Genomic DNA, 17,699 nt, shown 5'->3' with positions numbered 1-17,699 from the left:
GCTTCTTCCGAAGCGTGGGTCTACATCGCAAACATACGCTTCCTCACGCGGCGCATCGCAAGAGCCTGATATCGTTAAATTCATTATGATTCAGGCTCTAAGGGCTGTTCAGGGCTATTTTTCACGATTTACGCTATTAACAGCGATTTCTAATATAAATGAAATTCAGTCCGTAACTTACTATCGCCCCTTCAATATAAACGGACGCTAATAAACTATAATAAAAACATAACACATTTTATGTACCAAAAAATTTGGATATATATTTATAGATATGAATCACATTGGCATTTATCACTGCAACAACACAGGGGCTTCCATGTTGAACAAACTGTCTGCGGAATTTTTTGGAACGTTCTGGCTCGTCTTCGGCGGTTGCGGCAGCGCAATCTTCGCGGCAGCCTATCCCGAACTCGGCATTGGCTTTGCGGGCGTCGCTCTTGCATTCGGTCTCACCGTGCTGACAATGGCTTATGCTGTGGGAGGCATTTCCGGCGGCCACTTCAATCCGGCCGTATCGCTCGGCCTTATGGTCGCAGGGCGCTTTCCGGCCAAAGACCTCATCCCATACTGGATCGCACAGATTTTGGGCGGCGTGGTTGCGGCAACCATTCTCTACCTGATCGCAACCGGCAAAAGCGGTTTCACGGTCGGTGGCTTTGCATCCAATGGTTATGGCGAACTTTCACCCGGCGGCTACAGCCTCACATCGGCACTGATTGCCGAGACCGTTTTGACGGCATTTTTCCTGATCGTCATTCTGGGTTCGACGTCTTCATCAGCCCCATCGTGATTTGCGCCGATTGCCATCGGTCTGTCTTTGACGCTGATCCATCTTGTGTCGATCCCGATCAGCAATACGTCGGTTAATCCAGCCCGTTCGTCAGCCGCAGCGCTGTTTGCTGAAACCGGCGCAATCAATCAGCTCTGGCTGTTCTGGGTCGCACCGCTGATTGGCGCAGCCATCGGTGCAATCATCTGGAAAGGCCTGCTCGGCAAGGACTGATCAGTCCCCTGACAAATCTGTCCCGAAAACCAGCCTCTTCGGGACAGATATCAGAGCAGTTTCCGGCAAATGCGCAAAATGCGGAGCAATCCGCGCACGAAAACGTTGTATCAGGCCTGAGGCGCTGCTTTGTTTCCAGCCTGAACCTGCGCTTCAATCTGGTCGCGATCCTCGGCCTTGATGCCGATAAGCTCCGCCACACGCCACATCACATCCACCTCAACTTCGCTGGCAACACCATCCGCATAGACGATGTTCCACATCAGCGCGATGAAATCGAGACGCGCCTGATAGTCGAGATGGCGTTTGAGAACAGAGGTAAAATCCGACAGGCTGATTGATTCCTGATCGGCTTCTTCGGCAGCACGAATGAGCTGTTTGAGTGCATCGCCCTTCAAACCATATTTCTGCGAAAGCATGGTCGAAAGCTTGGCGCGCTCCACTTCACGCGCATCCCCATCCGCATCCATGATGTGAAACATCAGTGCAGCGGCAGCCAGTCTTGGATCATCCTCGGAAAATTTCTCGCCGCGCTCACGCAAACCATTGCCCGGCAACTCTTTTAAAAAATCCAGCAGACGATCGAACATTCACCCTCACTACAGGAACAGTTTCGACAAAATAGCGCATCCCGAAAAACGTGAAACGCTCTTTAGAAGCATTGAAACTAGCGAGATGGTTGCAAGGCACAAGACGGCAAAGCGCCTTGGCTGCGTTTCAGCAGCGCAAGGCGGTACAAGCGTGGTGTTTAAGCAACAATATTGGGGTCAGAAGAGGCGCAAACCATTGTTCTGGCTCTTCTGAGCGGCCTTGTTTTCATCCACACCGGGATCGTCAACAACAATATGACCGGGGCGTTTCTTTTTGTCATCTTCGATGGCGGGGTCAACAACATCCAGAACGGCTGGCTTCTCAACCTGCTTAATTTCAGGCTTAACCGGCTCCGGCTTTATCTTGACCGGTTCCGCATCCGGCACAACAACTTCCGCCTCAACCACATCTTCGAATTTCGGCTTTAGCGCATGTTTCTCAACCGGAACGATTGCCTTGCTTTCTGGGCTGCTGTCAGCAACAGCCTCAGCGATTTCCGGCTTTTCCACTTCAATCACCGGCGAAAGCTGCTCGACTGGCACTTTCCATTCAAAGCTATTCAGGCGACCTGTGAGCGGAGACACCGGTGACCATTGCTCAGACACATAGCCGTCTGCCGTCCACGCCGGATCACGCGGCGCTTTAACCGCCTGCGCAAGCCACTGCCGCACCTTGCCCTGATCGCCCGTTTCGGCCTCTTCAATATCTGCAAGCAGCAGATAAGCGCTTTCGCGCGGCGCGCCGCGCAAGACCTGTTCGGCATTCTCACGCGCCAAGCGATACTCACCCGCCTCATAGGCGGCACGCGCCAGCGCAAGGCTGCCCTCCGCGTTGTTGGAGCGTAGCGCCACCAGATGCTTTGCCCGTTTCAGGCGATCCTGAACCGTGTCGCCGGCCCGGCCATAAACATAAGTCGAAACAATATCGGGATGCGGCGAACGCTTCCATGCCGCTTCGAGAATTTTAGAGCCCTTGCGCACTTCGCCATCGGCAAACAGCGCACGCGCTGCAACAACCGCCGCAGGCACCAGATCAGGAGCCAGCTTGTTGGCTTCAAGTGCATTCGCCTTGGCTTGTGCATGGTCGACATCGATACTCGCCATGGCCTTTGCCGTGAGAAGCGCTGCACGCTCCTTTTTCACCACGTCTTTTCCATGCGCCAATGCCTGCTTGCGCGCATCAACGAGCTTCAAGGCACCATCCCAATCGCCATCCGAGCAAAGCTGCCCCATGACAGCAGACGATGCCCACTCAAGCTGCGGCGCTTCTTTGACGGCTTCCGCCGCATAATGACGAGCGGCCTCACGCGCACCGACACGTTGCGCTTCGATATAAAGGCCCCGCAAGCCCAAAAGCTTGGTTTCCGGGTCCTCAATCATCGCTTCAAAGCCCTTGCGGGCGTCATCCGTGCGCCCTTCCAGCATGGCCGTCTGGGCTTCAAGAAGCTTGATCAGCGGTTCCTGATCGGAATTGAGCAGCTTCGCTGCTTGCTTCGTCATGCGGCGCGCAGCTTCCGCATCCCCGGCGCCAGCGGCGATCAGCCCGGTCGAAAGCGACTGATAACCCCGATCACGGGTGCGCGCACGAAAATGCCGGCGCAGTGTGTAGGGTGACTGGATAATGCTTTTGATCAGCCACCAAAGGATTAAAATTGCAGCAACAAGTGCCACAATACCGGCAGCAGCGGTAATCAGCGGCACATTGTAATGATTGCCTGCAAAGGTGACATCAAGTTCGCCGGGACGATCCGCAAGCCACGAAAAGCCAAATCCCAGAACAACAACGATAGCGAAGTAAAGAATCACACGCAGCATGGACGCCTCCCTAATTTGGCGCCGGAGCGTCTGTTGCGGTCTTTGGCTTGAGGCTTTCGCTCACAAGATGCTGGATGAGCGCGTCGGCATCACGCCGTGCCTTCATCTGGCCTGCAAATTCTTCCGAAACAGCCTTGGCATCGGCAGGCAACTGCTCCCATTCCGAAACCGCACGCTCAAGATCACCAGCCTGTAGTGCTGCTTCCATACGCGCCGTTATCGGCCCGACACCTGTTCCGCTGACATTACCGGCAACAGGGCGCACACTGACAAGCCCTTTGGCGCTGGCAACCAGCTGATCCCAGATCCCCGCATCGGCAGGCAGCTTGTTTTCCGTGGCGATGATCGTGTTGGCAACAGGCCCAAACCATGCATTGAGATCGGCAATCGTCGGCACGCCTTTGTCGGCAAAAGCCGCCAAATCTTCAACGGATGTGCCCTGCGGAGCAACCGATGTAAAGGTCTCAAGCTCGGCCCTGAACGATCCGCCGCGATCAATCGCTGTCTTCAACGCATTGGCTGCAATCAATACCGATGCATCGGGTTGGCGTGCGCTTTCACTCACTTTGTCCTGAAGCGATACAAGCTTTTGTTCAAGGTTCGAAATCGTGCCGCTATTGCCGGAAACGCCCGCCGCGGCCTGATCGGCTTGATTCTTCGCGTGACTGAGCTGCTGCTCAAGCGATGCAAGCCGTTCGGTCAAAGCTGAAACATCGGCGGAAACCGCCGTGCTCTGGCCTGCCTTTGGCAAGGCCGCAATCTGCTGCTGAACCTCCGTCAGGCTTCCGGCAACGGCTTCCGCCTTGATCTCAGCCGCTTCGACATTCTTCTGCAAATCGGCAAGCTGAGTTTTGCTTGCAGCATCGAGCGGCGCAGGCACTGGATTGCTGCGCAAATCTGCAATCTGCTGCTCAATATGCGCAAGCTGCTCTGCCGTCACACGCGCGCCCGGCGAAGGCACGACATTGCCCCATTGCAATCCGAGCAATCCGGCCAGCGCAATCACACCACCCGCAACACTCGCCAGAAGATAGGCACCGGTCGATCCGGATTTCTTTTCATTCACAGGCGGCACCGATGCGCCAGAACGGGGCATATCTTTCGATACGTCCGGCTTAACACCTGCGGTAAAGGGCGGCTTTTCCACTTGGGGCCCTGTTTTTGAGGCTTCTGGTTTTGGAGCGCTGCCAGGCTTGGCATCGGCTTTCTGAGAAAAATCCCCGACAGGTTCGGCCTTGGGTGTCGCTTGAGCGGTCTTGTCTTCATCGACGCGTTTAACATCTGACGGATCAAGATTGATCGTCACAGGCTTGGTTGCCGGTTTGGAATGTCGCGGAGTGCCGGATTTCGCCATGGGTCCTCTCGTATTCGCCTATCAGGTGCTTCAGAGCTTATCAGATAAAATCGTCAGATGAAGGAAGGTTGCCCGGAAAAGAGTCAAAGTTTGGAAAACAAACGAAAAATACCACGCTCATCCGGATGATCGGCAACAAGCCGCCTCGCCTGCCATTCCTCTGGCAGCATACGGCCAACACGTTCAGAAATACAGAAAAACCGGGTTTCAGCATCCAACTGCGCATGAAATTGCAACTGAAATTTCTGCATTATTTCCACAAAACGCTGTGCAGCAACTGCGGAGTAGAGCAGCACCGCGACAAATGGACCGTCCTTGAAAAGCGCACTGATTTCATTGGCTGAATAATCAATTGCCTCAATATCATAGACATCACAGACCTCCATATTGAGCCCGGCCTCTGAAACCCTGTCCTCAAATATGGACTGGCGCACACGACCGGCAAGATAAAGAAGTCTGGCACTTTTCGGCAGGCGCCCGGCAAGCGTTGCAGCCAGATGCACCGCATCACCACCGCCTTCGATCACAGTCTGAAAGCCCGCGTCCTGCGCTGCCCTTGCTGTGCCTTCGCCCACCGCAAACAAGGGCAATGCCTTCAACGATTCAAGATATTCGGTGGGAACATGCCGAAAAGCATTGGCGCTCGTCACTGCCAGCGCATCGAAAGCCTCATTCTTGATTGAAAATTCAAGCGCGATGGTCCGGCTTACAGGCAGCAAAACCGGCGAAAAGCCAAGATCAGCAAGCTTTGCCGCCGTCTCTGACGCCGACGGTTCCGGCCGTGTGATCAAAACACGACCGCCGGTCACTGCGTTTCGCTTTTGCGCCAATGTTACTCCCAGCCCTCGAAAAACTGTGCGCCTGCTTGCGCACGCACACGCTTGGCGGCATCTGAGCCAAGCTCGGCTGCATCCGAAGCCAAACCTTCTGCCGTGACCTCATGCGCGGCACGGCCATCCGGTGTCAGGATCAAGCCACGGAACGAGACCTTATCCCGCTCAACACGTGCAAGACCGGCAATCGGCGTACGGCATGAGCCATCAAGTGTTGCCAGAAAGGCGCGTTCACAGGCCAGCGCCACATGTGTGTCGTGATGCGCCAAAGGCTTTAGCAGCGCGTCGATTTTCTCATCACCAATGCGGCTTTCAATGCCAATTGCCCCCTGTCCCGGTGCTGGCAGGAAGATTAAAGGGTCCAGCAGATCAGTGATCACGTCGGCGAGATCAAGGCGCTTCAAACCGGCACAGGCCAGGAATGTGCCGTCCACTTCGCCCTCTTCAAGCTTACGCAGACGTGTCTGGACATTGCCGCGAAACATCACCACCTGAAGGTCAGGACGCAGGCGTTTGATCATTGCCTGACGGCGCAGCGACGACGAGCCGACGATAGCGCCCTGCGGCAGATCGAGAAACCGTTTTGAGGTGCGGCCAACAAAAGCATCGCGCGGATCTTCGCGCTCAAGAAATGTGGAAAGATGAAGACCTTCCGGCAGAACAGTCGGCATGTCCTTGGTGGAATGCACAGCCAGATCAATGCGACCCTCTTTGAGTGCGGCTTCGATCTCTTCGGTAAAAAGCCCCTTGCCGCCCACCTGCGACAGCGGACGATCCTGAATGCGATCCCCCGCAGTGGACATCGGCACGATTTCGATGGCATCTTCATCAAGACCATGCGCGGCGATCAAACGCGAGCGCGTTTCATAAGCCTGCGCAAGCGCAAGCTTGCTGCCTCTGGTGCCAATCTTCAAGGATGCTGTTTGCATATCGCGCCGTCCATGATACCGGGTTTCTCAAATATTTTAAGTAAGATTACGAGATAGACAGGGTCTAACCGCAAATGCGCATTCTTGGAATAGAGACAAGTTGCGACGAAACAGCCGCCGCCATCGTTGAACGGGACGATAGCGGCAAAGGGCATATTTTGTCCAATGTCGTGCTCAGCCAGATCGCCGAACATGAACCTTATGGTGGCGTGGTGCCCGAAATCGCTGCGCGCGCCCATGTAGAGGCGCTCGACCGGCTGGTCGAACGCGCGCTCAAAGACGCCAATCTCAAGCTTGATGAAGTGGACGCAATCGCTGCGACTGCCGGTCCCGGCCTGATCGGCGGGCTGCTTGTCGGCCTGATGACCGCCAAGGCCATGGCCATGGCTGCAAACAAGCCGTTTTATGCGGTCAATCATCTGGAAGGCCATGCGCTGACTGCGCGACTGACGGATGATCTTCCATTTCCTTATCTGCTACTGCTGGTGTCCGGTGGTCACACGCAGATGGTTCTGGTGCGCGGCCTTGGTGATTATGAACGCCTTGGCACGACCATCGACGATGCACTGGGCGAGGCTTTCGACAAAACTGCCAAGCTGCTCGGCCTGCCCTATCCCGGCGGACCGGCTGTTGAACGCATGGCGTTACAGGGCAACCCCAAGCGTTTTGCGCTGCCAAGACCGCTCAAAGGCGAAGCCCGGCTCGACTTCTCGTTTTCCGGTCTCAAAACCGCTGTGCGCCAGACGGCAACAGAACTTAGCCCCTTGTCCGATCAAGATGTTTCAGACATCTGCGCCTCGTTTCAGGATGCGGTTGCCGATACATTGTCGGATCGGGTGAAGCGGTCGCTGGAGCGTTTTAAGCTGGAGTTCCCGGATTGCGAAACACCATCGCTGATCGTGGCGGGCGGCGTTGCGGCCAACAAGACCTTGCGCGCCTCGCTTGAAAAGCTGTGCGCAAAGCACGGTTTCAGTTTCATTGCCCCCCCACTCAATCTCTGTACCGACAATGCGGCGATGATCGCCTGGGCAGGTGCTGAGCGTGCTGCAACCAAAGGCCCTGATTCGCTCAATCTCGCGCCGCGCTCACGCTGGCCGCTGGATGAAAAATCAGCACCCGTGTTCGGCACCGGACGCCGCGGAGCAAAGGCATGAGTAAGCGCGCAAAAATTGCCGTTCTGGGCGGTGGCGCATGGGGCACGGCATTGGCAAGCATGGCAGCCACAGGCAACCATGACACATGGCTTTATGCCCGTGATGCCAAAACCGTTGACCATATAAACACCCAGCGCCGCAACCCTGCTTATCTTGGCGAGATCGAACTGCCGCACGGTATTCGCGCCAGCACGGATGCGCAGGCTGTGCTTGAAAATGCCGATGCAATCCTCGCCGTCATTCCGGCACAGTCCATGCGCAAAGGTCTTCTGGAATTGAGCCGTCTCATTCCGCAATCGGCGCCCGTCATTTTATGCGCCAAGGGCATTGAGCGCGACACCGGCCGGCTGATGTCAGAAGTGGTGGCCGACGTTCTGCCCGATCATCAAATCGCAGCCCTTTCCGGCCCAAGCTTTGCCACCGATGTGGCGCGCGGCCTGCCAACGGCTGTAACCATTGCGTGCGAAGATGCCGCCATTGCCGATCAATTGGCAGCAACGCTCTCCGGCCCCGCATTCCGCTGTTATTCGACCACCGATCTCAAGGGCGTTGAGATCGGTGGCGCACTGAAAAATGTGCTGGCTCTCGCAGCAGGGGCCGCCATCGGGCGTGGCTATGGTGCGAGTGCTCAGGCAGCACTTGTCACACGCGGCTTTGCCGAACTGCGCCGTGTAGCACTTGCCATGGGCGCAAAGCCTGAAACCATCATGGGCCTCTCCGGCCTTGGCGATCTGATGCTGACCTGTTCGTCATCGCAGTCACGCAATTATTCTTACGGACTGGCTTTGGGACGTAGCGAAGACCTCACCAACCGCCCCCTGGCGGAAGGTGTTGCAACAGCTCCCATCGCAGCCGAACTTTGCAGAAAATATAGTGTTCCAGCCCCGATCATCACGGCGGTTGCAGCCCTTCTTGCAGGAAAAACAACGATTGATGAAGCTGTGACGGCTCTTCTTAACCGACCACTCAAGACCGAGGATTAAACATGCTTTTTGCTCTTCTGTGCAACGACAAGCCTGACCATCTGCAAGTACGCCTTGATACGCGCCCGGCGCATCTCGACTATCTCAAGGGCCTTGGTGATACGCTGAAGTTCGCAGGTCCTTTCCTCGGCGAAGACGGCAAGCCAAATGGCAGCCTCGTCGTGGTTGAAGCAGCCTCAAAGGCAGAAGCCGAAAAGATCGGCGCCAATGACCCTTACGCACTGGCCGGTCTTTTTGCTGATGTGAGCGTGCGCCCGTGGAACTGGGCCATCAACAATCCTGCAAACGCTTGAAGGTAGAATAATGGCTTACTGGCTGTTCAAGTCCGAACCCTTCAAATGGTCATGGGAAATGCAGAAAGCCCGTGGTGAACAAGGCGAGCAGTGGGACGGTGTGCGCAACTATCTCGCACGCAACAACATGCGCGCCATGAAGCTCGGCGACAAAGGCTTTTTTTATCATTCCAACGAAGGTCTGGAAGTGGTCGGCATTGTCGAAGTCTGCGCCCTTTCACATCCTGACAGCACCACGGACGATCCGCGCTGGGATTGTGTGGATATCAAGGCCGTGCGCGACATGCCAAAACCTGTCACGCTCAAGGATGTAAAAGCCAATCCAAAGCTCGAAAAAATGGCGCTCGTCACCTCGATGCGTCTTTCGGTGCAACCAGTGACAGAAGACGAGTGGATTGAAGTCTGCCGTATGGGTGGACTGGATGCCAAAGACATCTAATGCTTGATCCGGCACAAAAAAGCACGCGCGATTTCATACTGGCCAATACCGGCCTGCAAGCGCCACCGCATGTGCCGGAAATCAGCCTCTATCTGGCCGATGAAGCCCACGACCTCTGGCATAAAACCGAGGAAGAACTGGCAACCATCGGCCTGCCGCCGCCCTTCTGGGCTTTTGCATGGGCAGGCGGTCAGGGTGTTGCACGCTATATTCTCGATCATCCGAAGGCAGTTGCAGGCAAAACCGTGCTGGATTTCGCATCCGGCTCGGGTCTCGTCGCCATTAGCGCGATGAAGGCGGGCGCAAAAAGCGTTACCGCATCCGATATTGATCCCTTTACGCTACCGGCAATCGAAATCAACGCGGCTGCAAACAGCGTTGCCATTACCCCGACACTCACCGACCTGATCGATCGGGATCATGGCTGGGAGGTCGTACTTGCGGGCGATGTGTTCTATGAAAAGCCACTCGCAGATCGTCTGATTCCGTGGTTTTCAAAGCTTGCTGCACGTGGTGCCCGCATCATCGTCGGCGATCCGGGCCGCGCCTATCTTCCCAAACAGCGACTTGAGCAGCTTGCCGTCTATACGGTGCCTGTCACACGCGCGCTTGAAGATGCAGAGGTCAAGCGCACAACCGTCTGGACATTCTTATAGCGCTTGTCGATGTTCCCAAAACCGGTTCCCACTTTTGGGCGACAAGCTTTTATTTAGGCAAACCTCTTCGCGCCAGCCACACACAGCACCACCACACCAGCGGTCATCACCATACCCATGCTCACCGGCTCACCCGCGATGGATGCAGCGAGCATCAGCCCGAAAAATGGCTGCAACAATTGCAGCTGTCCGACAGCCGCAGCACCGCCCTGCGCAAGCCCGCGATACCAGAAGAAAAAGCCGATCAGCATTGAAAATAACGTAACATAGGCAAGTCCACCCCATGCCATTGCGCCGATATGCCCCCATGTTTGAGGACGCATCAGAATACTGAGCGGCAGCATGATCGGCAGCGAAAAGACCAGCGCCCAGCAGATCACCTGCCAGCCGCCGAGCCTGCGTGAAAGGCTTGCGCCTTCGGCATATCCCAGTCCGCAAACGATGATTGCGCCGAGCATCAGCATATCGCCCAGCAATGTGGACTGACTGCCCTGACCGTAGGCATAGGATGCGACGATGACACCGCCAGCAACTGAAAACAGCCAGAACAAAGGACGCGGTCTCTCACCACCGCGCAGCACCGCAAACAAAGCCGTCGAAAGCGGCAGCAGGCCGATAAAGACAATCGCATGCGCTGAGGTCATATGTTGCAGCGCAAGACCGGTCAAAAGCGGGAAGCCCACCACCACACCGAGCGCCACAACAAGCAGGGAAACAATGTCTTGAGAGCGCGGAAATGGCGCACGAAAGGCAAGCAACAGCACAAGGCCAATAAGGCCCGCCATTGATGCTCGCGCCATCGTCAAAAAAGTCGGGTCGATATCGATCACCGCCAGCCGTGTGGCCGGCAGTGACCCGCTGAAAATGAGAACCCCCAGAAAACCGTTAATCCAACCCGCTGTTTTGCTCATTGCGTCTTTTCGACCTTCATCAAACTTGTTAGGTGATTTTCCATATGTGCATCCCATGCGGCCAATTGATCAGAGACAATTTGCAGACAATTCTGCTAAACTGTACCGATACAAAGGATGATACAGATGATTTCAAAGGGCCTTTTGCGCAGTCTTGAAGCCGTTGAGGCCGCCTATCTTGGCGGACACAGCGATGAAAAAGCCGCATCTGAAAAAATGCCACTCGTCGAAAAGGTCATGACCATCATTCGCGACCGCATCGCCGCGATGAGCCTTGCTCCCGGTGCCCGTCTGCCATCCATTCGCCGGCTGGCGGACACGATGAACGTCTCAAAATCAACCGTGGTCGAAGCCTATGACCGTCTGGTTGCGGAAGGCATTATTCAATCGCGCCGCGGTGCGGGTTTTTATGTTTCTGAGCGCGCGCGCCAACCCTTCACCATAACCGCAACAATGCCATACAAGGACAGGCAGATTGATCCTTTCTGGGTCATGCGGCAATCGCTTGAAGCGCACAGCGAGACTTACAAGCCGGGTTGCGGCTGGCTACCCGATGAATGGTTGCCACTCGAAGGCATCCGCCGGGCCATGCGCGCCATCGCCCGCGATGAAAATAGCAATCTTGTCACCTATGGTGAACCGCTCGGCTTTCGCCCTTTGCGAAACCATCTTGCCCGCAAGCTGTCCGAACAAGGGATCGATATGTCAGGCGGCGATATATTGCTGACCGATTCCGGCACCCATGCCATCGACCTTATCTGCCGCTTTCTGCTGCAACCAGGCGACACCGTGCTCGTGGATGATCCCTGCTATTTCAATTTTCAGGCAGCACTTCTTTCGCATCGCGTCAAACTCATCGGCATTCCCTATACGCATTCCGGCCCTGATCTGGATGCCTTCGCCAAAGTGGCTGAAGAACACGCACCAAAGCTCTATATTTCCAATGCAGGGCTGCACAATCCAACCGGCGGTATCATGACGCCTGCAACGGCACACCGTTTGCTAAAACTTGCAGAACTGCATGATATCAAACTGGTTGAAGACAATATCTTCGGTGATTTTCATCCATCCCCCTCACCGCTGCTTGCTGAACTCGACGGCTTTGACCGCGTTCTGCATATCGGCAGTTTTTCAAAAACACTCTCGGCTGCGGCGCGCGTTGGTTACATTGCCGCACGCCACGACTGGATCGACGGCCTGACCGATCTGAAACTTGCAACCTCATTCAGCAGCAATGTTTTGTCTGCGCAAATCGTCCATACGCTGCTCACCGATGGCACCTATCGCCGCCATATCGACAGCCTGCGTGCAAAACTTGCCGATGCGATGACCATGACCGCCAACCGGCTCAAAGCAGCAGGGCTTGAACTCTGGACAGAGCCGCAGGGTGGTCTTTTTCTCTGGGCCCAGCTACCCGAAGGGATGGATTCAGGCAAGATCGCGCGCTATGCCCTGCAAAAAGACGTCATGCTGGCACCGGGCGATGTTTTCAGTCCCTCGCGAAAGGCAACACGCTATCTGCGTTTCAATGTTGCGCAATCAATAGAGCCTTATATCTTTACCGTTCTTGGTGATGCGATGCGCGACGCATCCGCATAAACGCATTCACCCGCTCGCATCGAAAACAACTTCAAGAAAAACCCATGCAGTACGTTGGCCGATGAGGGATATACTCGCCCCCTGTCTTTGAGGAGAGACATCGGGAGGGATAAACGTGAATACACACCCAACCGGGATAGCGGTCAATCCACGTCCCGAAGATGAAAAACTATCCATTGCCGCCAATCTGGCCTATGGCTTCCAGCATGTTCTGACCATGTATGGCGGCATTGTCGCCGTGCCACTGATTATCGGTCAGGCAGCAGGTCTAAGTGCCAGCGAAGTCGGCCTGCTGATCACCGCCTCGCTTTTTGCAGGCGGCGTGGCAACGGGTCTGCAAACCATCGGCATTCCGTTTTTCGGTTGCCAGCTTCCGCTGGTTCAAGGCGTGTCCTTCGCCGGTGTTGCCACCATGGTGGCCATCGTCACATCAGCTCAAACAGGAGAAGTGGGGCTTCAGGTCGTACTCGGAGCCGTCATCGCTGCATCGGTGATCGGCTTTCTCATCACACCGATCTTTTCGCGGGTGACACGTTTCTTTCCGCCGCTCGTCACTGGCATTGTGATCACCACCATCGGCCTCACGCTGATGCCTGTTGCAGCCCGCTGGGCCATGGGTGGCAACAGCAAAGCGCCAGATTTCGGCAGCATGGGCAATATCGGTCTCGCCGGGCTTACACTGCTGATCGTGCTTTTGCTGAGCAAAGTCGGCAATGCCACGATTTCCCGCCTCTCCATCCTGCTTGCCATGGTCATCGGAACAGGGATTGCGTGGGCACTCGGCATGACCGACTTTTCCCGCATATCTGAAGGCCCTCTTATGGCGCTGCCGGAAATCTTCCATTTCGGCTGGCCGATTTTCAGCATTGCGGCCACATTGTCCATGTTCATCGTGATCATCGTCACACTGGTAGAAACCTCTGCCGATATTCTGGCCGTTGGCGAAATTCTGGGAACCAAAGTCAACTCGCGCCGTCTGGGCGATGGATTGCGGGCCGATATGGCATCAAGCATTCTGGCACCAGTTGTCGGCTCATTCACCCAAAGCGCCTTTGCGCAGAATGTCGGTCTTGTAGCCGTAACCGGGGTGAAAAGCCGTTATGTGGTGGCAACAGGCGGGCTTATTCTCATCACGCTCGGCCTCCTGCCTGTGATGGGACGTGTCATTGCCTGTGTCCCCCCCTCCGTGCTGGGCGGTGCCGGAATCGTGCTTTTTGGAACCGTTGCTGCAAGCGGCATCCGCACGCTTTCAAAGGTCGATTATCACAACAACATCAATCTGATCATTGTGGCAACCTCCATCGGTTTCGGTATGATCCCCATTGCAGCGCCGGACTTCTACCATCACTTCCCGAGCTGGTTTGAAACCATTTTCCATTCGGGCATCAGTTCTGCGGCCCTGATGGCAATCGCGCTCAACCTGATGTTCAATGAGTTCAAAGGCGGCAATTCAAACCAGATGTCCGTTTTTGCCGAAGGCACCGAACGCATCATTCGCCACCATCAGATCGCAGAACTGCATGATGGCGATTATGTTCAGAACGGAAAACTCTTCGATGCCGAAGGCAACGAGGTGAAAATCGTTCCTGCCGGAGCGCACTGATCACCGCAAAACGCGAACCACCGTTCTGTCGGTCAGATGTGGTAGGAGGCGCGCCATATCGGCGCGCTTGAGGGCTATACAGCCTTCAGTCGGCGTAAATCCCGGCCGCGCCAGATGAAAGAAAATCGCGCTGCCGCAGCCGCGCCTGCGTGGGCGAATGTTCCAGTCCATCACAATACAGACATCATAAACATCGTCATTGCGCCACATCTTCTCGTGGCTTGCCTTAAACGGCAGATTCACCGGACGATTGTAATTCGGATCTTTTGGCGCGTCACACCAGCCGTCGAGTTTACGCACGCGTCGCAAAGGCAGACGTGAGAAAGGCAGATGACCCGCATCTCCACGCCGATAGCCATAGAGCAATCGCATGGACGAAAGCGGCGTGGCACCATCGCCCTCGCGCTTAAAAGCGCTGATTCCCCCCTTGCCAAGCGCACATTGGAGCACCAAATTGCCTGCAACAAGCAGGCCGCGCGTCCTGTGGCCAGGTTTTGCCCTTACATCGATAATGCCAATGCCGTGGCTTTTTTGGTTTCTGGTCAAGCCTGCCTCCGCTTTCTGCCCGCTGATAAAGTTTAAACGAATGCTTAAAAAACACTCTCATTTTTTCACGGCTTCAACTTACCGCGATTAAATGTCATAAAACACCAACCACTATTTGAATCAAAGAGTAACGAGGACAGGCATGACAGGTCGTACAATACTGATCGTGGACGATGATGAAGATCTCCGCTCCATCCTCGTCGAACAGCTTGAACTGTGCGAAGAGTTCCAGATTCTTCAGGAAGACAACGCCACCAAGGGCATCCAAAGCGCCCGTAACGGTATTGTCGATCTGCTGGTCATGGATGTCGGCCTGCCGGATATGGACGGACGCGAAGCGGTTAAACTTCTGCGCAAGGGCGGCTTCAAGGCTCCGATCATCATGCTGACCGGTCACGACACCGAATCGGATACGATTCTCGGCCTCGAATCAGGGGCAAATGATTACGTCACCAAGCCATTCAAATTCGCCGTTCTGCTGGCACGCATCCGCGCACAGCTGCGCCAGCACGAGCAGAGCGAAGACGCGACATTCATCGTCGGACCTTACACCTTCAAGCCAGGTCAGAAGCTGCTTATCGATGAAAAGGGCAGCAAGATTCGCCTGACCGAAAAGGAAGCAGCGATCATCAAGTATCTCTATCGTGCAGGCGATAAGGTCATCAGCCGTGATGTGCTGCTTGAAGAAGTCTGGGGCTATAATTCCGGTGTCACGACCCACACGCTGGAAACCCATGTGTACCGTCTGCGCCAGAAAATCGAGAAGGATCCGTCCAATGCATCGCTTCTGGTTACAGAAAGCGGGGGATACAAACTTGTCCCATGATGGACAGCGCCTGTTACGAGTGTAATGACAAGCTATGGCGCTCGATGACGATATCCGCATTCTCGGCTCAGTAGGTCTGTTCGAATCTTTCTCACCCGAACAGTTGCGTCTGCTCGCCTTTGGTGCAGAGCGTCTTGTGCTGCGCGCCGGTCGTGAACTGTTTCGCGAAGGCCAGAGTGCTGATTGCGGTTATATCGTCGTGTCTGGCAAAATCACACTGTTTCACGATACCGACGAAGGGCGGATTACAATCCGCCCCGTTGAACCCGGTGCGATGCTGGGCGAAATGGCGCTGATTGCGCAGACCACACGCCTGACCGGCGCTTTTGCCGAGGAAGAAACGGAAGTCATCCGCATCAGCCGCGCCATTTTCCGGCGCATTCTGGAAGAATATCCAGAAGCCGCAGCGTCACTGCATACGCATATCAGCAAAAACCTGCTGCAACTCATTGCCGACATCGAAAAGGTCGCGCCACAATTTGGCGCCAACGACTAACATCATAACTCAATGACCCGCTTGATACCGATGGCATCGAGAAATGTCTGATCGTGGCTGACCAGCAGCAACCCACCTTCATATGCATTCAGGGCGGTTTCCAGCGCTTGAATGGAATCCAGATCAAGATGGTTGGTCGGCTCATCCAGGATCAACAATTCAGGCTTCAGCGTTCCACAAAGAATGCAGGCAAGAGCTGCACGCAACAATTCGCCACCGCTTAAGCCTCCTGCAAGGCGCGCAGCACCCTCCCCGCGAAATGAAAAACGCGCCAGTGCTGCGTAAGCATCGTTATCGCTCGCCTCCTTGTTCAGTCTGCGGAAATTCTCATAAAGCGTTGCTCCACGATCCATCAGGCTCATCTGCTGATCAAACATGGCAATCGGCACGAAGCGTTTGATCTCGCCCGAAACGGGCTGCAAATCACCTGTGATCAACCGCAGCAACGAGGTTTTACCCGCACCGTTTGCACCGCGAATGACAATACGCTCCGGCCCGACGATTTTCAGCGAGACGTCCCGAATGACGGGGTTATCCGGCACAGGGCCGCCCGAAACATTGAGCATTTCAAGCAGCACACGCCCGGAAGGCGAAAGCGATCCATCAACATGGAAGTGCATTTTCTTGATGCGTTCGACCTTTGCTTCCGCTTCCTTAAGCTGGCTTTGGGCACGCTCGGCATTGCGCTCTGCAAATGCATCGCCACGACCACCGGTCTTCTGTGCCTTATCGGCACGCGCATCAAGTGCCATCTTGCTCATACCCGCATCGGCACGGGATTTGCGCCCGCGCGCATCGCTTTTTGCCTGTCGTTCACTGGCGTCCTGTGCCTTGAGGCGGACCTGCTTCACATCGCGCTGCGCCAATTCCAGATCGCGCGCAGCCGCTTCCCGCTCCCGCTCTTTATTCTCGTGATAAAAATCCCAATTGCCGCCATAGAGCGTCAACGCGCCTTGCGATAGCTCGGCGATCGCACCCATCGCCTGCAACAATGCACGATCATGGCTGACCACCACAGCCGCCCCTCGCCATCCGGCAAGCATATCCGCGACAGCCTGACGGCCATCGTGATCAAGATTGTTGGTGGGTTCATCCAACAAAATCAGGTCAGGCTCTTGAAACAAAAGCGCGGCAAGTGCTGCGCGTATCTGCTGTCCGCCGCTCAATTCGCAGAGAAGACTTTGCGGCGAAAGCGAAAGTGCAAAGGCCTTTAAAGCATTGTCAAAACGCTGCGGCAACAACCAGTCTGCCTGTTCGAAATCGGCATCTGCCCCCTCGCCCGCTTCAATCCGCCCAATTCTGTCAAAGGCATCACGTGCACCGAAAAGATCGGCCAACGTCTTTTGCGCATCACTACCAATATTCTGCGCAAGCACGCCGATCCGGGCGGTGCGCGTGATCGTTCCACTGCTTGGCAGCAGATCGCCGCTCATGATTTTCAAAAGCGTGGATTTGCCAATACCATTGCGCCCGACGAGGCCAATCCGACCTTCGGTGATGCTGAAATTGATGCCAGAAAAGAGAGTTCGGCCGTCAGCCGTGTGCGCTGAAACATCCTGAAGCGTGAGAAGAGAAGACATGATGAGCCTCGGAAACGTTGAAAACACTGGTCATTGAAAACAGTGCCGCACGATCCATTGCTCTTTTCTCCTCTTTTGAACTCAAC

At 55.4% G+C, this 17,699-nt stretch carries 18 protein-coding genes and 1 pseudogene; 11 read left to right on the top strand and 8 right to left on the bottom strand.

Features of this window, described 5'->3' with window-relative positions:
- Together VBH83_RS02080 and aqpZ are read left to right on the top strand one after the other, a co-directional pair.
- A partial coding sequence (locus VBH83_RS02080) for a hypothetical protein (RefSeq protein ID WP_396996090.1) occupies positions 1-211 on the top strand: 211 nt, incomplete at its 5' end.
- Positions 212-319: 108 nt separating this feature from the next.
- A pseudogene (gene aqpZ / locus VBH83_RS02075) lies at positions 320-1,006 on the top strand (aquaporin Z).
- 110 nt (positions 1,007-1,116) lie between these two features.
- Here the strand turns inward: aqpZ and VBH83_RS02070 are convergent.
- From VBH83_RS02070 to hemC, 5 genes are all read right to left on the bottom strand, one after another.
- Entirely contained in the window at positions 1,117-1,596 is a 480-nt protein-coding gene (locus tag VBH83_RS02070) for a TerB family tellurite resistance protein (protein ID WP_265982333.1), read from the bottom strand.
- A gap of 177 nt (positions 1,597-1,773) precedes the next feature.
- Positions 1,774-3,411, bottom strand: coding sequence for a heme biosynthesis HemY N-terminal domain-containing protein (locus tag VBH83_RS02065; RefSeq protein WP_396996088.1), 1,638 nt, complete (start codon positions 3,409-3,411; stop codon positions 1,774-1,776).
- A 10-nt stretch (positions 3,412-3,421) separates the two neighbouring features.
- Complete coding sequence (locus tag VBH83_RS02060; RefSeq protein WP_396996086.1) at positions 3,422-4,765, bottom strand: COG4223 family protein; 1,344 nt, start codon at positions 4,763-4,765, stop codon at positions 3,422-3,424.
- 83 nt (positions 4,766-4,848) lie between these two features.
- Positions 4,849-5,595 carry a uroporphyrinogen-III synthase gene (locus tag VBH83_RS02055; protein ID WP_396996084.1) on the bottom strand — a complete coding sequence of 249 codons (747 nt, stop codon included), beginning with the start codon at positions 5,593-5,595 and terminating at the stop codon, positions 4,849-4,851.
- 2 nt (positions 5,596-5,597) lie between these two features.
- Positions 5,598-6,527: a hydroxymethylbilane synthase gene (gene hemC / locus VBH83_RS02050; RefSeq protein WP_265982338.1), complete on the bottom strand. Its 930-nt coding sequence runs from the start codon at positions 6,525-6,527 to the stop codon at positions 5,598-5,600.
- A 74-nt stretch (positions 6,528-6,601) separates the two neighbouring features.
- Between hemC and tsaD the strand changes: the two genes are divergently transcribed.
- From tsaD to VBH83_RS02025, 5 genes are read left to right on the top strand one after another with little or no spacing between them, the layout of a single operon-like run.
- A complete protein-coding gene (gene tsaD, locus VBH83_RS02045) occupies positions 6,602-7,681 on the top strand; it encodes a tRNA (adenosine(37)-N6)-threonylcarbamoyltransferase complex transferase subunit TsaD (RefSeq protein WP_265982339.1) in 1,080 nt (359 codons plus the stop codon).
- A complete protein-coding gene (locus VBH83_RS02040) occupies positions 7,678-8,664 on the top strand; it encodes an NAD(P)H-dependent glycerol-3-phosphate dehydrogenase (RefSeq protein WP_265982340.1) in 987 nt (328 codons plus the stop codon). The genes tsaD and VBH83_RS02040 overlap by 4 nt, the downstream gene beginning before the upstream one ends.
- 2 nt (positions 8,665-8,666) lie before the next feature.
- Positions 8,667-8,957, top strand: coding sequence for a YciI-like protein (locus VBH83_RS02035; RefSeq protein WP_265982342.1), 291 nt, complete (start codon positions 8,667-8,669; stop codon positions 8,955-8,957).
- Positions 8,958-8,967: 10 nt separating this feature from the next.
- Positions 8,968-9,396 carry an EVE domain-containing protein gene (locus VBH83_RS02030; protein WP_265982343.1) on the top strand — a complete coding sequence of 143 codons (429 nt, stop codon included), beginning with the start codon at positions 8,968-8,970 and terminating at the stop codon, positions 9,394-9,396.
- Entirely contained in the window at positions 9,396-10,052 is a 657-nt protein-coding gene (locus VBH83_RS02025; RefSeq protein ID WP_396996080.1) for a class I SAM-dependent methyltransferase, read from the top strand. The genes VBH83_RS02030 and VBH83_RS02025 overlap by 1 nt, the downstream gene beginning before the upstream one ends.
- Before the next feature lie 53 nt (positions 10,053-10,105).
- On the opposite strand, the gene VBH83_RS02020 is transcribed toward VBH83_RS02025, so the two are convergent.
- Positions 10,106-10,963 carry a DMT family transporter gene (locus tag VBH83_RS02020; protein ID WP_265982345.1) on the bottom strand — a complete coding sequence of 286 codons (858 nt, stop codon included), beginning with the start codon at positions 10,961-10,963 and terminating at the stop codon, positions 10,106-10,108.
- Positions 10,964-11,089: 126 nt separating this feature from the next.
- Between VBH83_RS02020 and VBH83_RS02015 the strand changes: the two genes are divergently transcribed.
- Positions 11,090-12,562, top strand: coding sequence for a PLP-dependent aminotransferase family protein (locus tag VBH83_RS02015; RefSeq protein ID WP_265982346.1), 1,473 nt, complete (start codon positions 11,090-11,092; stop codon positions 12,560-12,562).
- A 115-nt stretch (positions 12,563-12,677) separates the two neighbouring features.
- Positions 12,678-14,165, top strand: coding sequence for a nucleobase:cation symporter-2 family protein (locus VBH83_RS02010; protein ID WP_265982347.1), 1,488 nt, complete (start codon positions 12,678-12,680; stop codon positions 14,163-14,165).
- Here VBH83_RS02010 and VBH83_RS02005 read toward each other — a convergent pair whose 3' ends face one another.
- Positions 14,166-14,711, bottom strand: coding sequence for a L,D-transpeptidase (locus VBH83_RS02005; protein ID WP_265982348.1), 546 nt, complete (start codon positions 14,709-14,711; stop codon positions 14,166-14,168).
- Positions 14,712-14,853: 142 nt separating this feature from the next.
- Here VBH83_RS02005 and VBH83_RS02000 point away from each other — a divergent pair, with 142 nt between their 5' ends.
- Both VBH83_RS02000 and VBH83_RS01995 read left to right on the top strand, forming a co-directional pair.
- Positions 14,854-15,537: a response regulator transcription factor gene (locus VBH83_RS02000; protein ID WP_265982349.1), complete on the top strand. Its 684-nt coding sequence runs from the start codon at positions 14,854-14,856 to the stop codon at positions 15,535-15,537.
- A 34-nt stretch (positions 15,538-15,571) separates the two neighbouring features.
- Positions 15,572-16,033 carry a cyclic nucleotide-binding domain-containing protein gene (locus VBH83_RS01995; protein ID WP_265982350.1) on the top strand — a complete coding sequence of 154 codons (462 nt, stop codon included), beginning with the start codon at positions 15,572-15,574 and terminating at the stop codon, positions 16,031-16,033.
- Positions 16,034-16,035: 2 nt separating this feature from the next.
- Here the strand turns inward: VBH83_RS01995 and VBH83_RS01990 are convergent, their stop codons facing one another.
- The gene (locus VBH83_RS01990) at positions 16,036-17,613 is read right to left on the bottom strand and encodes an ABC-F family ATP-binding cassette domain-containing protein (RefSeq protein WP_396996076.1); all 1,578 of its coding nucleotides are present in this window, start codon (positions 17,611-17,613) and stop codon (positions 16,036-16,038) included.
- Between the last annotated feature and the right edge of the window lie 86 nt (positions 17,614-17,699).

This window comes from Ochrobactrum sp. S1502_03, assembly GCF_044435015.1.
Classification (GTDB): Bacteria; Pseudomonadota; Alphaproteobacteria; order Rhizobiales; family Rhizobiaceae; genus Brucella; species Brucella chromiisoli.
This window is presented reverse-complemented; position numbering and strand designations above follow the sequence as displayed.

Excerpts from the sequence above, each read along its gene's own strand:
- VBH83_RS02070 (WP_265982333.1), bottom strand. The coding sequence starts at position 1,596 with ATGTTCGATCGTCTGCTGGATTTTTTAAAAGAGTTGCCGGGCAATGGT.
- VBH83_RS02065 (WP_396996088.1), bottom strand. The coding sequence starts at position 3,411 with ATGCTGCGTGTGATTCTTTACTTCGCTATCGTTGTTGTTCTGGGATTT.
- VBH83_RS02060 (WP_396996086.1), bottom strand. The coding sequence starts at position 4,765 with ATGGCGAAATCCGGCACTCCGCGACATTCCAAACCGGCAACCAAGCCT.
- hemC (WP_265982338.1), bottom strand. The coding sequence starts at position 6,527 with ATGCAAACAGCATCCTTGAAGATTGGCACCAGAGGCAGCAAGCTTGCG.
- tsaD (WP_265982339.1), top strand. The coding sequence starts at position 6,602 with ATGCGCATTCTTGGAATAGAGACAAGTTGCGACGAAACAGCCGCCGCC.
- VBH83_RS02040 (WP_265982340.1), top strand. The coding sequence starts at position 7,678 with ATGAGTAAGCGCGCAAAAATTGCCGTTCTGGGCGGTGGCGCATGGGGC.
- VBH83_RS02035 (WP_265982342.1), top strand. The coding sequence starts at position 8,667 with ATGCTTTTTGCTCTTCTGTGCAACGACAAGCCTGACCATCTGCAAGTA.
- VBH83_RS02030 (WP_265982343.1), top strand. The coding sequence starts at position 8,968 with ATGGCTTACTGGCTGTTCAAGTCCGAACCCTTCAAATGGTCATGGGAA.
- VBH83_RS02025 (WP_396996080.1), top strand. The coding sequence starts at position 9,396 with ATGCTTGATCCGGCACAAAAAAGCACGCGCGATTTCATACTGGCCAAT.
- VBH83_RS02020 (WP_265982345.1), bottom strand. The coding sequence starts at position 10,963 with ATGAGCAAAACAGCGGGTTGGATTAACGGTTTTCTGGGGGTTCTCATT.
- VBH83_RS02015 (WP_265982346.1), top strand. The coding sequence starts at position 11,090 with ATGATTTCAAAGGGCCTTTTGCGCAGTCTTGAAGCCGTTGAGGCCGCC.
- VBH83_RS02000 (WP_265982349.1), top strand. The coding sequence starts at position 14,854 with ATGACAGGTCGTACAATACTGATCGTGGACGATGATGAAGATCTCCGC.
- VBH83_RS01995 (WP_265982350.1), top strand. The coding sequence starts at position 15,572 with ATGGCGCTCGATGACGATATCCGCATTCTCGGCTCAGTAGGTCTGTTC.
- VBH83_RS01990 (WP_396996076.1), bottom strand. The coding sequence starts at position 17,613 with ATGTCTTCTCTTCTCACGCTTCAGGATGTTTCAGCGCACACGGCTGAC.